Raw genomic sequence first — 12,061 nt, 5'->3', positions numbered from 1 at the left:
CTCACGGGTCGACGTCTTGTTAACCGCGGAAGCGGACACCTACCGTCATCCGGACCGCCGCTCGGCGGCAGTTCAAGGGTGAACGTGAGGTGTCCTCCATGCTGACCGTCCTCGGTTTCGCCATGATCGCGACCTTCCTGGTTTTGATCATGATGAAAAAGATGTCGCCGATCGCGGCGCTCGTGCTGATCCCCGCGCTCTTCTGCGTCGCGGTCGGGCAGGGGGCCCAGCTCGGCGACTACGTCATCGAAGGCGTCGGCAAGCTGGCGCCGACGGCCGCGATGCTGATGTTCGCGATCGTCTACTTCGGCGTCATGATCGACGTCGGCCTCTTCGACCCGATCGTCCGGGGCATCCTGCGCTTCTGTAAGGCCGACCCCGTGCGCGTCGTCGTGGGCACCGCGGTGCTCGCCGCGATCGTCTCGCTGGACGGCGACGGCTCCACCACCTTCATGATCACCGTTTCGGCGATGTATCCGCTCTACAAGCGGCTCGGCATGAGCCTGGTCGTCATGACGGGTGTCGCCGCCACCGCCAACGGCGTCATGAACACCCTGCCCTGGGGCGGTCCCACGGCCCGCGCCGCGACGGCGCTGAAGCTCGACGCCGCCGACATCTTCGTCCCGATGATCCCCGCGCTCGGCATGGGCCTGCTCTTCGTCTTCGCCCTCGCGTACGTCCTCGGTCGCCGCGAGCGGAAGCGGATCGGCTACCTCACCCTCGACGAGGCCCTCGAGCCGGAGACCGAGACCGAGACCGTCCTGGTCGCGGCGGGCGGCACCGGTTCCACCGGCACCAGCTCCACCGACACCAGCTCCACCGGCACCGGAACGGGCTCCACCGGTACCGCTAACAGCTCCACGGGCACGGGTTCCGGCTCTGGCGCCGGTGCCGCGGCGGCTGACGGCTTCCAGGGGCTCGACCCGAACCGCGCGACGCTCCGGCCCAGGCTCTACTGGTTCAACGCCGGCCTGACCGTCGCGCTGCTCGCCGCGATGATCCTCGAACTGCTGCCGATCCCGGTCCTGTTCCTGCTCGGCGCCGCCCTCGCGCTCACCGTGAACTACCCGAACATGGCCGAGCAGAAGGCCCGCATCGCCGCCCACGCCGACAACGTCCTCAACGTCGCCGGCATGGTCTTCGCCGCCGCCGTCTTCACCGGTGTCCTCACGGGTACGGGCATGGTGAAGCACATGGCCGACTGGCTCGTGGGCGCCATCCCCGAGGGCATGGGCCCGCACATGGGCCTGGTCACCGGCGTACTGAGCATCCCGCTGACGTACTTCATGTCGAACGACGGCTTCTACTTCGGCGTGGTGCCGGTCCTCGCCGAGGCGGGCGCGGCCCACGGGGTGTCGCCGCTGGAGATCGCCCGCGCGTCGCTGGTCGGGCAGGCCCTGCACATGTCGAGCCCGCTGGTGCCGGCGGTGTACGTGCTCGTCGGCATGGCGAAGGTGGAGTTCGGCGACCACACCCGGTTCACGGTGAAGTGGGCCGCGCTGACCTCGCTGGTCGTGCTGGCGGCCGGGATCCTCTTCGGGATCATCTGACGCGAGGGAGCGGAAATCCTCCGACGCGAGGGAGCGGAAATCCTCCGTCGCGAGGGACGGGCCCGGCCGGAAGCGGCGTCCGGGCCCGTAGCCGTGCCCGGGCCCGTCATCGCGTCCCGGTGTGCGCCGGACGGGCGACATCGGGGGGTGGTGTGCGCATGTCGCCACGCTGCGTGGTCGTTCGATAACAGATGGTCGGATTATCGGTTAATCAGTTCGACGATCTCCCTCCGGAGGAACCCGCATGCCCGCTCGTACCGTCCGACCCCTCGCCGCCACCGCCGCAGCCGCACTCGCGTTCGGCGGCCTCGCCCTCGCGGGCGCGCCCACGGCGTACGCCGCCCCCGGCGACAACGGCGACGTGAAGATCCACAAGGTCGGCACGCCCTTCACCGACCAGCGCAACGAGCCGAAGGTCTGCAGGTTCTACCTCGCGGCCTTCAACTTCGACACGCTCCAGGAAGTCGACTGGGAGATCACGCCCCAGCCACCCAAGGCGGACGACCCCAGCCTCAGCGGTCACATCGCCCTCGCCACGGGCACGGGCCACACCGGTCAGCTGTCGCTGCCCAGTGGTCAGTACAAGCTCGTCTGGACCTTCGAGGGCGCGAACGGCGCCGGCAAGCAGAAGGTCTTCCAGGTCGAGTGCCCCGGTGACGTCATCACCAACCCGAGCCACCCGCCGACCAGCCCGCCGAACGGCGGTCCCGGTGGGCACGGTCACGGCCGGCCCCCGCACGGCCCGGTCGGTGCGGGCGGCGGCGGCAGCGCGGAGCTCGCCGCCGAGGACTCCTCCGCCTTCGGCATCGGGGCCGCCGTCGCAGCCGGCCTCGCCGGCACGGCCGGACTGGTCCTGATCCGCCGTTCGCGCCGCCGCGACAATGGCGCCGCGTAGGTCCCGCCTCACGCGACGCAGGCGGCGGATCCTCCGGCTGACCAGGACCGTGGCGGTGGTCACGGTCCTGGTCACCGGGGGCGTCTGGTGGGCCGGCGACGAGGGCGAGTCGGCCGACCCGCCGCTCGCCGCCGGCCCGGCCGCTCCGGGTCGGGCCGGCCAGGCCGGTGCGGGCGGTGCCGCGGCCGGAGCCCCCGCGGCCGTGGACCACAAGGCGAAGCCCAGGGCCCGGCCGAAGGTCGTGCCGTCGCCCCGGCCGGCGCCCCCGCCCGCGCCGCTGTCGCGTTCGCGCCCCACCATCCTGGCCGTTCCCGCCATCACCATCGAGGCCCCGGTGACCGAGCTCGGCACCGACGCGAAGGGGCGGCTCGCCACGCCGCCCGTCGACAACCCCAGGGTCGTCGGCTGGTACGCGAAGGGCGCCACCCCCGGTGAGCGCGGCACGGCCGTCGTCGTCGGCCACCGCGACACCCGCACCGGGCCCGCCGTCTTCCTCAACCTCGACTCCCTCAGCCCCGGCAACACCGTCCGGGTCGCCCGCGCCGACGGCAAGGTCGCCGTCTTCACGGTCGACCGCGTGCGCACGTACGCCAAGGCCGACTTTCCCGACAAGGAGGTGTACGGCGCCACCGGGCGGCCCGAACTCCGGCTGCTCACCTGCGGCGGAGCCTTCGACCGCAGCACCGGCTACGAGGCGAACATCGTCGTCTTCGCCCACCTCACGGACCTCGCCGAGAAGATCTGACCACCGGTCCGCCGGCGGCCCGCGGGCGGATCGGCGATCCGGACCTCGGGCCCACTCACCGGATCGGCGATTTAAGCCCCGGGCCCCGCCCAGCCGGATCGGCGATCCGGGCCCGGGCCCCGCCCCAGGACCGCGCCCCGCCCCCCAGACTGCGCCCCGCTCGACGGACCCAGCCGCTCCGTCGGGCGGGGCGTGCCGTGCGTGCGTGGGTGCGGCGCCGATCGGCTTGGCTTGGCCCGGACCATTCCCGGTCTGCGCCCCGGCGGGCAAGGGGGGATCCGCCGGTTCCGGTGGTGTACGGCTGTGCCGGGTGGACGTGGACAGCTCGTGGGGCGGGGCGGCACGATCGAGCGGTGCCGTGACGTGCCGACGGGTGAGACCGGGGGCACTCCGGTGGACTCTGGCGCCGAAAAACTAACGGCGCTAGTTTGTTGCGGACGGGGAACCGGCAACGTGAGGAGACAGCGGATGAAGGCCCACGACGCGATGTACATCGGCGGGGAGTGGCGGCCCGCGTCCTCCGCGGACACCATCCCGGTGATCAACCCGGCGGACGAGCAGGTCATCGGCCACGTCCCGGCCGGCACCGCCGAGGACGTCGACGCCGCCGTACGCGCCGCCCGTGCCGCGCTTTCCGGTTGGGCGGCCACCCCGCCCGCCGAGCGCGGAGCCCGGATCGCCGCACTGCGCGACGCGCTCGCCGCCCGCGCGGATGAGATCGCCGCCACCGTCACCGCCGAACTCGGCGCCCCGCCGCAGCTCGCCGCCGCCGTGCACGCGGGCCTGCCGATCGCCGTGGCCGGCTCGTACGCCGAGCTCGCCGCCACCCACTCCTTCGAGGAGAGGATCGGCAACTCCACCGTCTACGCCGAGCCGGTCGGCGTCGTCGCGGCGATCACCCCGTGGAACTACCCGCTCCACCAGATCGTCGCCAAGGTCGCCCCGGCCCTGGCCGCCGGCTGCACCACCGTCCTCAAGCCCGCCGAGGACACCCCGCTCACCGCCCAGCTCTTCGCCGAGGCCGTGCACGAGGCGGGCCTGCCCGCCGGCGTCTTCAACCTGGTGACCGGCCTCGGTCCGGTCGCGGGCCAGGCGCTGGCCGAGCACCCGGACGTGGACCTCGTCTCCTTCACCGGCTCGACCGCCGTCGGCCGCCGCATCGGCGCGCTCGCGGGCGGGGCCGTCAAGCGGGTCGCCCTCGAACTCGGCGGCAAGTCCGCCAACGTGATCCTCCCGAGCGCCGACCTCCCCAAGGCCGTCGCCGTCGGCATCGCCAACGTCATGTCCAACTCCGGCCAGACGTGCAGCGCCTGGACCAGGATGCTCGTCCCCGCCGACCGGTACGAGGAGGCGGTGGCGCTCGCCGCCGAGGCCGTCGCCAAGTACGTCCCCGGCGAGCGCGTCGGCCCCCTCGTCAACGCGAAGCAGCGGGAACGCGTCCGCGGCTACATCGAGAAGGGCATCGAGGAGGGCGCCCGGCTCGTCGCCGGCGGCCCCGACGCCCCGCGCGAGACCGGGTACTACGTCTCCCCGACCGTCTTCGCCGACGTCACCCCGGACATGACCATCGCCCGGGAGGAGATCTTCGGACCGGTCGTCTCCATCCTCCGGTACGAGGACGAGGCGGACGCCCTGGCCATCGCCAACGGCACCGACTACGGCCTCGCCGGCGCCGTCTGGGGCGAGCCCGAGGCGGCCGTCGCCTTCGCCCGCCGCATGGACACCGGCCAGGTCGACATCAACGGCGGCCGCTTCAACCCGCGGGCCCCCTTCGGCGGGTACAAGCAGTCCGGCGTGGGCCGGGAGCTCGGCGCGCACGGCCTCGCCGAGTACCTCCAGACCAAGTCCCTCCAGTTCTGATCTCCCGACGGTTCCAACCACCCGACAGTTCTGACCTCCCGAGTGCAGAAGGAGCAACGAGCGTGATCCGCGCCGCCGTCCTGCCCGCCGTCGGCTCTCCCCTGGAGATCACCGGCATCGAACTCCCCGAGCCCGGCCCCGGCCAGGTCCGTGTCCGGCTCGCCGCCGCCGGGGTCTGCCACTCCGACCTGTCGCTCTCGAACGGCACCATGCGGGTGCCCGTCCCGGCCGTCCTCGGCCACGAGGGCGCCGGCACGGTCGTCTCCGTCGGCGACGGGGTCACCCACGTCGCCCCCGGCGACGGCGTCGTCCTCAACTGGGCCCCTTCCTGCGGCAGTTGCCACCCCTGCTCGCTCGGCGAGGTGTGGCTCTGCGTGAACGCCCTGACCGGCTCGGCGAACATCCACGCTCGCACGGCGGACGGCACCGAGCTCCACCCCGGACTCAACGTCGCCGCCTTCGCCGAGGAGACGGTCGTCGCCGCGAACTGCGTCCTGCCCGTCCCCGACGGCGTGCCGCTCGCCGACGCGGCCCTCCTCGGCTGCGCCGTCCTCACCGGTTGGGGTGCCGTCCACCACTCCGCCCGGGTCCGGGAGGGCGAGACGGTCGCCGTGTTCGGCGTCGGCGGAGTGGGCCTCGCCACCCTCCAGGCCGCCCGGATCGCGGGCGCGTCGACCATCGTCGCGGTCGACGTCTCCCCGGAGAAGGAGGCGCTGGCCAGGGCGGCGGGAGCCACCGAGTACGTCGTCGCCTCCGAGACCACGGCGAAGGACATCCGGAAGCTGACGGGCGGCCACGGCGTCGACGTGGCCGTCGAGTGCGTCGGCCGCGCCGTCACCATCCGTACCGCCTGGGAGTCCACCCGGCGCGGCGGCCGCACCACGGTCGTCGGCATCGGCGGCAAGGACCAGCAGGTCACCTTCAACGCCCTGGAACTCTTCCACTGGGGCCGCACCCTGGCCGGCTGCGTCTACGGCAACTCGAACCCGGCCGACGACCTCCCGGTCCTCGCCGAGCACATCAGAGCCGGCCGCCTCGACCTCGGCGCCCTCGTCACCGAGCGGATCACCCTCGACGGCATCCCGGGCGCCTTCGAGAACATGCTCGCCGGCAAGGGCGGCCGCGCACTGGTGATCTTCCCCTGACGCGTGACGCATGACGCCCCGACGGACGGACGCCCCGACGGACGGACGCCCCGACGGACCCGCACCCCCCCGGCAGGTGGTGCGGGCCGTCCGTCACAGGTCCAGTGCGAGGCGCGGGCCGCGCGACCGGCCGACGCAGATCATCATCGTCGTGCCGGAGGCCCTCTCCTCCTCGCCGAGGACTGAGTCGTGGCGCAGCCCGGCCAGGACGCCGGCCAGGGCGAGCGGCCCCGCCGTGTCCCGTGGGACGAGCGTGACCCCGGGGAGCCCGGCGAGCTCTTCCGGGTACGCCGCCGACGGCAGGGAGCGGAGCATCGGGAGCAGCGGGGTGAGCCGATGCCGCCCGCGAGGAACAGGTACCGCTCGGCGGGCACTAGCGGGAACCGGGTGAACGGGTCGCGCACCCCGAGGACCGTGCCCTCGCCAGCGGCGGTGTGGATCTCCTCGGAGCCGCCCCGGCCCGCAGTTTCGCGCAGCACCCCGTGCCGGTACGTGCTCCGCTCGGCCAGGTCGCCGCAGAGCGAGTGATGCCGGACCGCACCGGACGGCAGCTTCACCTCCAGATGGGCGCCGGGCTCCCACGGCGCGAGGTCGGCGGCGCCCGTGGGGGCGGCGAGCAGCAGCCCCCAGGACCCTCCCGGGCGACGGAACGGACCGTGAGCGGGACCGCGGACATGGCATCACCTCGGCGTCGGGGTCGGGAGGAGGAGCGGCTCGGGCCCTCGCCTTCGCGGGCACAGCGCCCCGTACAGCACGGTGGCGACGTGTACGAGGCCGGCAGGGCTCAGGTCGACGCCGGACGTCAGACCGGTCAACGGGCCGGCGTACAGCGGGTGTCGACCCCCAGCACGCCGACGGCCGAGCCTGCGGCGAAGGCGGTGACGGTGGTGACGGCCCGCGGGTCGACCCTGCCCGTGTAGCGGTACCGCCCGCCGCCGCCCGTGGTGAACGCGCGGAGCGCCTCGGAGTCGTACCCGCCCGGGTGGAACGCGTACCCCACGGTGAGCACGGCCGCCCACGGCGCCACGACCGTGAGCAGCAGCGTCACGAACGCCGACATCGCGTCCATGGCGTCGTACACCACCGCCCCGAGGTGCAGCACGGCCGCCGCGAGCAGCGCGACCACCCCGGCCACGACGGCCCGGGAGGAGCGCCAGAACACCGAGTTCGCCGAGAGCCCGGCCGCGTACAGGCACAGCCAGGCCTGTGGAGGGTGGCGTACGACAGGGGCACGGCCGCGGACGCCGTCGCCGCGAACAGCCAGGTGCAGCCTGTGCCGTCGAGCGCGAGCGCCCCGCCCGGGGTACCCCGGGTCGAACCGGTGCGCGAGCACGAGGACGGTGCCGAGCAGCACGGCCCCGCCGGTGACCGCGTGATCCGGTACGTGCGCACCAGCGTCCCGTGGCCGCGTACGGCGACCAGCGCGACCGCCGCCGCCGTCGCGAACATGGCGACGGTCAGCGCGCCGGGACCCGCGGGCGTGTCGAGCAGCCGGTGTCCCGCGGCCATGGCCGCGGTGCCGCCGGTCCACATCGCGATGGCGAAGAAGCCGAGCGCCGTCACTGTCGTGAGCACGTTGCCGACGACCCTGCCCCGCGAAGCGCGCCCCGCTCGCCACCGGATCAGTGCTGCTGGTACGGCCGCCGAACCGGGCGAGCGGCGCCGGCAGCACCGTGCCGACCGCGACGCCCACCGTGAGGGCGCTCGCCGAGGCTCACCGGCTCAGGCCGAGGACGCCGGGCAACGCGCCCGCCCAGGACGACGACGGTGGGAACGGACGGTGGGAGCGAGAACTGCGCGGACGGCCAGGTCCGGCCGAACGCGGCCGGTGCCGAGGTCCGGTCGGCCGCCGGCACCGGCGCGATGCCGTCCTGGCCGGCCGCCGCACAGGGCGGCGTCACGGTGGACGCCGCCCCGGCGGTGTGGTGGTCATGGGGTGCCCCCGGCCCGGTCCCGCTCGCCGGGATCGCCCGGCGGTAGCGCGTCGACCACCCGCAGGGCGGCACGCGCCGCCCCCGAGAGGCGCTCGCCGCTGGTGAGGTCGAAGACCGTGTGGTGCAGGCAGCAAGTGATGCGCAGCCGGTCCCCGTCGAGTCGGCCGTACTTGAGCCGACCCCGCAGTGGGGGTAGACGGCGGCCGCGAGGACCTCCCGCCGCCGGCCTCGACCAGCTCCTCGGTCAGCTGGCGGACGGCGGGCTCACCGGCGCCCGCCGCCCGGCGGGCACGGCCGTCACGCGACGGTCTCCCGCGCCCGGGTGATCGCCGCCCCATGGCCTCGCCGACGAGCTTCCAGCCCTCGCCGGAGGGCAGGGCCGGCATGAGGCCGGTGACCTCGGCGCGGACGTGGTCAGGGAGGTGTACGACGCTCCGCTCGTCTACGGTGCCGTACTCGTCGAGCGGGGTGATCAGCGGGAGGGTGGTCCCGGAGTAGGTGCCAGGCGTGACTGGGGTGCCCTTCGGGAGGTGTGCCGGAGGTGGTTCGGGGTGGGTGGGGCGGCCCGTTCAGAGGTGTGCGGCCCGCGACCGTCGTCAGGACCAGCGACCGCTGGTAGAGCTCCTTCAGGTGGTCGGGGAACGAGGGTTCCTCCACCGGGCGTCGAGTGCCCTCCCGCACGATCGGTTCGACGGGAAGTCCGGGTGTACGGAGTAGCCGGGGGCTCGCTGTGCGGAGCACGCCCCCCTTGCCGAAGACCTGCGCGAGGACGAGCCGTTCATGGGTGGGCAGTCCGTCGAGCCCGGGTGCGGTCAAGGCCCGGCGGACGTCCCCCTCGTCGTAGCCGACCCGGTTGACGGCAGGTCGGTGTGCAGGACGTCCATGAAGGGTCAGTACGCGTCCTGAACTCCCCGCTCGTACGCCCACAGGAGGTCGTCACAGCGGCCGACCTGTTCTCAGCTCACAAGAAGTCCCGCTTTCGATGCGACTGACGTGGCGAATGCGGCCGGGGATGCCATGTCGTCCCGCCGTCCGGAATTCCGGACGGCGGGAACGACTTCATGAGTTTCGACCGGCTTGCGAATGGCGGCACGGCAGGGTAACGCAATGAATAGTCATCGCGATGTTCTGCGGGGATGAGTAGAGAACGACGGCCAGGCATTCCGCGGAAGTGAATGCCTGGCCGTCGTTCTCGCTGTTCGGCCGCCGCGGCGGCTTTCTCCGCTATGCGGTGGCGGCCCGCGTCAGGATGTCCTCGTACACCTTCGGGTCGTCCGAGGCGATCACCGGCCAGCCGATGCCGTACGCGCCCTCCCAGCCCACGTCGATGCCCGGGTTGGCATGGTCGGACCCGTCGGGCAGGAAGAGGTGCGGGCTGCAGTTCACCCGGTCCGTCCTGGACACGGCCGCATGGTCGGCGAGCGTTCGGCGGGCCCGCCCGTCGTCCAGTGCCTCGGCCAGGGCGTCGACGTCGACGACGCCGGTGTCCGCGGCCACGTCGAGGATCACCTTTCGGTGGCTGATGCAGCGTGACTCGGCCCAGAAGGCTCGGCGGAGCCCGAGGTCGAGCTGCTCGGAGGCGTTCAGACTCTGTTCCTTCGCCGCGAGGACGGCCTCCAGGGCGGGCAGTGTCGTCGAGGGGTAGAGCCAGTCCTTGGCCTGCCACAGCTGCCAGCCGGCGGCCGGCTCCAGGCTCCCCATCCGCGCCACCTCGCTGTCCGTGCCGGGGCGCGGGCTGGGGGCGTCGTTCAGCAGTTCCAGCGGGAAGGCGCGCAGGTCGAAGGAGACGCGCTCCTCCAGGCCGAGGCGGGCCCTGGTGGTGTGCAGCCGGTGGACGGCGATGTGCGCGAACGAACACCAGATGTCGGAGAAGACGGTGATGACTCCGCGCGGCGGGGTCAGATCGGCGGTGGTCGGGTCGGACATGGTCGGGTCGGACATGGTTCTCCTCGGGTCGTGGGTCGGTTCCGGTCGTGTGTCGGCGGGCGTGGGCTCAGCCGGCGGGGGGCTCGTGGGCGTCGAGCGCGGCCCCCAGGTCGAGGTCGGCGCCCGGCAGCCAGGCGGGCAGGGAGGGGATGCGGGCCATCGCCTCGAAGAGCCGGGGCACGGCGTCCGCGCGGACGGTCGGCCCGTGGGCGCTCAGGAGCCGCGCGGGGCGCAGCGCGGCCAGGTCGCGTACGGGCCGGACGAACCTCGCCTCGTCGACCAGGGCGGTCCACGGGGCGATGGCCCGGTTCAGTACGTCGAATCCGCGGAAGAACTCCTCCTCGGACAGTTCGGTGAAATCCTGGGCGATCTCTTCGATGACGGTGCCGAAACTGTCGGAGCTGTAGAGCGTCCCATCGGAATGGTCGAACACAGCGAGCGTGCCCGGTGAATCGAAGGTGGGCGGCCGATGAAAACTCAGCTCGCGGTCGCCGACTTTCACCCGGCTGCCCGGGTTCGCTGTCACTACCCGCTCCCGCGGAATGTCGAACTCCTCCGATATTCGCGTCACCGATATCGCGTGGGCGAGCACCTTCGCGTGCGGGGCCGCCTCCAGGACGCGGGCGAGCGCGCCGGTGTGGTCGCGGTCGTCGTGGGTGACGACGACCCAGCGCAGATCGGCCGGGTCGACGAGCGACCAGAGCGAGTCGAGGAAGCCCTCCCGGTCGACGGGCATGCCGGTGTCCACGAGGAGGGGCTGCCCCGACCGTAAGAGGAAGGCGTTGACGGGCTGGTCGCCGAGGCCCGGCAGGGGCAGCGCCGAGGGGAGGACGTGGATGTCGGGACCGGCGGTGTACGACGCCTTCATGACGGACCTTTCGTGACGGGTTCCGCTTTCACGGCGGACCTTTCGTGACGCGTCCGCTTTCATGACGGACCGTCGTGACGCGTCGTCAGGCGAGCTGGATGGTCAGGGAGCCGGCGATCAGCAGGGCGAGGCCCAGGGCGCGCGGTTTCGTCAGGGAGCGCTGGGGGAGTTTGAACAGGCCCTTGTGGTCGATCAGTGCCGACGTCAGCTGCTGGCCGGTCACCGTGAGCGCGATCGTCACCGCCGCGCCGATCGACGGGATGAGCAGGAAGGTGCCGGTGACGTAGGCGGCTGCGCAGGCGCCACCCAGCCAGCCCCACCAGGGCATCCTCTTCAGCGGGGCGATCCTGGGCTTCGGGGTGCGCCGGGTCGCGTACAGCACGAGCAGGACCACCGCGATCGTGAAGGTCGCGACGGCGAAGCTGATCACGGCGACGGTGAGGGGCTCCTTGAGCTGGGCGCGCAGCTGGGCGTTGACCGCGCCCTGCACCGGCAGGACGCCGCCGGCGACGACGCCGAGGGCGAGCCAGCCCGCGCGGCCGGCGTTCGACATCCGCGGGGCTCCGGGAGGGGCCGCCGCGTTCATGCCCCGGATGATCACGACGATGCCGGCGAGCACGGCCAGGGCCCCGGTGACGATCCCGGCGCTGAGGTCCTTCTGTTCGAGCCCGAGCAGGCCGAAGAGGTCGAGGGCGAGCGAGGTGAACATCTGGCCGGTCACGAACAGGCCCACGGCGGCGAGGGCGCCGAGCCGGGGGAAGAGCAGGATGCCGGTGGTGATGTAGAGCGGACTGGCCAGTCCGCCGAGCAGCTGCCAGGGCTCCACGTCGGGAAGTCCGCCGAGCGCGCCCAGCGCGCCGGCGGCCACCGCGAGCACGGCGAGCAGTCCGGTCGCGACGCCGAGCTGGATGGTCGAAGCGCCGTACGGGGTGCCGACGGCCGAGTTGAGCTGGAGGTTCACCGAGGCCTGGACGGCCAGGAGGCAGCCGACCAGCAGGGCCGCGGCGAGAAGCGCGGTGTGCATCTGGATCTCCCTGGGGCGGGGACGCGAGCGGATAAGTGGACACTGCGTCCGTTTAGCATGCCACGGGGCAAGCTAAACGGACAAGGTGTCCACTTGGTCTGGAGGGAAGTAGGG

Annotated in this window: 12 protein-coding genes; 6 read left to right on the top strand and 6 right to left on the bottom strand. The window is 72.8% G+C overall.

Annotation, left to right across the window (positions count from 1 at the left end):
- The first annotated feature begins 98 nt into the window (after positions 1-98).
- The 5 genes from MRBLMG1_RS09590 to MRBLMG1_RS09570 all read left to right on the top strand — a co-directional run bounded on the left by MRBLMG1_RS09590 (position 99) and on the right by MRBLMG1_RS09570 (position 6,195).
- Complete coding sequence (locus MRBLMG1_RS09590) at positions 99-1,550, top strand: CitMHS family transporter (protein ID WP_367822707.1); 1,452 nt, start codon at positions 99-101, stop codon at positions 1,548-1,550.
- A gap of 244 nt (positions 1,551-1,794) precedes the next feature.
- Positions 1,795-2,445, top strand: a complete 651-nt coding sequence (locus MRBLMG1_RS09585) for a hypothetical protein (RefSeq protein ID WP_367822705.1) — start codon at positions 1,795-1,797, stop codon at positions 2,443-2,445.
- A complete protein-coding gene (locus tag MRBLMG1_RS09580) occupies positions 2,432-3,190 on the top strand; it encodes a class F sortase (RefSeq protein ID WP_367822703.1) in 759 nt (252 codons plus the stop codon). The genes MRBLMG1_RS09585 and MRBLMG1_RS09580 overlap by 14 nt, the downstream gene beginning before the upstream one ends.
- 468 nt (positions 3,191-3,658) lie before the next feature.
- Positions 3,659-5,050 (top strand): aldehyde dehydrogenase family protein, encoded by a 1,392-nt coding sequence (locus MRBLMG1_RS09575; protein WP_367822701.1) that lies wholly within the window; start codon positions 3,659-3,661, stop codon positions 5,048-5,050.
- A gap of 62 nt (positions 5,051-5,112) precedes the next feature.
- Complete coding sequence (locus MRBLMG1_RS09570) at positions 5,113-6,195, top strand: Zn-dependent alcohol dehydrogenase (RefSeq protein ID WP_367822699.1); 1,083 nt, start codon at positions 5,113-5,115, stop codon at positions 6,193-6,195.
- A gap of 93 nt (positions 6,196-6,288) precedes the next feature.
- Here the strand turns inward: MRBLMG1_RS09570 and MRBLMG1_RS09565 are convergent, their stop codons facing one another.
- Positions 6,289-6,510 carry a hypothetical protein gene (locus tag MRBLMG1_RS09565; RefSeq protein ID WP_367822697.1) on the bottom strand — a complete coding sequence of 74 codons (222 nt, stop codon included), beginning with the start codon at positions 6,508-6,510 and terminating at the stop codon, positions 6,289-6,291.
- Positions 6,511-7,006: 496 nt separating this feature from the next.
- Positions 7,007-7,549 (bottom strand): cytosine permease, encoded by a 543-nt coding sequence (locus tag MRBLMG1_RS09560; protein ID WP_367822695.1) that lies wholly within the window; start codon positions 7,547-7,549, stop codon positions 7,007-7,009.
- Positions 7,550-7,962: 413 nt separating this feature from the next.
- Here MRBLMG1_RS09560 and MRBLMG1_RS09555 point away from each other — a divergent pair, with 413 nt between their 5' ends.
- On the top strand, positions 7,963-8,175 hold the full coding sequence (locus MRBLMG1_RS09555; RefSeq protein ID WP_367822693.1) for a hypothetical protein: 213 nt from the start codon (positions 7,963-7,965) through the stop codon (positions 8,173-8,175).
- A 368-nt stretch (positions 8,176-8,543) separates the two neighbouring features.
- Here the strand turns inward: MRBLMG1_RS09555 and MRBLMG1_RS09550 are convergent, their stop codons facing one another.
- From MRBLMG1_RS09550 to MRBLMG1_RS09535, 4 genes are all read right to left on the bottom strand, one after another.
- On the bottom strand, positions 8,544-8,945 hold the full coding sequence (locus tag MRBLMG1_RS09550; RefSeq protein WP_367822691.1) for a DUF6190 family protein: 402 nt from the start codon (positions 8,943-8,945) through the stop codon (positions 8,544-8,546).
- A 408-nt stretch (positions 8,946-9,353) separates the two neighbouring features.
- Positions 9,354-10,055 carry a DsbA family oxidoreductase gene (locus MRBLMG1_RS09545; protein ID WP_367822867.1) on the bottom strand — a complete coding sequence of 234 codons (702 nt, stop codon included), beginning with the start codon at positions 10,053-10,055 and terminating at the stop codon, positions 9,354-9,356.
- A gap of 67 nt (positions 10,056-10,122) precedes the next feature.
- Complete coding sequence (locus MRBLMG1_RS09540; RefSeq protein ID WP_367822689.1) at positions 10,123-10,923, bottom strand: MBL fold metallo-hydrolase; 801 nt, start codon at positions 10,921-10,923, stop codon at positions 10,123-10,125.
- Between the two features lie 85 nt (positions 10,924-11,008).
- On the bottom strand, positions 11,009-11,947 hold the full coding sequence (locus MRBLMG1_RS09535) for a DMT family transporter (RefSeq protein ID WP_367822687.1): 939 nt from the start codon (positions 11,945-11,947) through the stop codon (positions 11,009-11,011).
- Positions 11,948-12,061: the final 114 nt, after the last annotated feature.

It is taken from the genome of Streptomyces sp. LMG1-1-1.1, from assembly GCF_040815545.1.
GTDB lineage: Bacteria > Actinomycetota > Actinomycetes > Streptomycetales > Streptomycetaceae > Streptomyces.
This window is presented reverse-complemented; position numbering and strand designations above follow the sequence as displayed.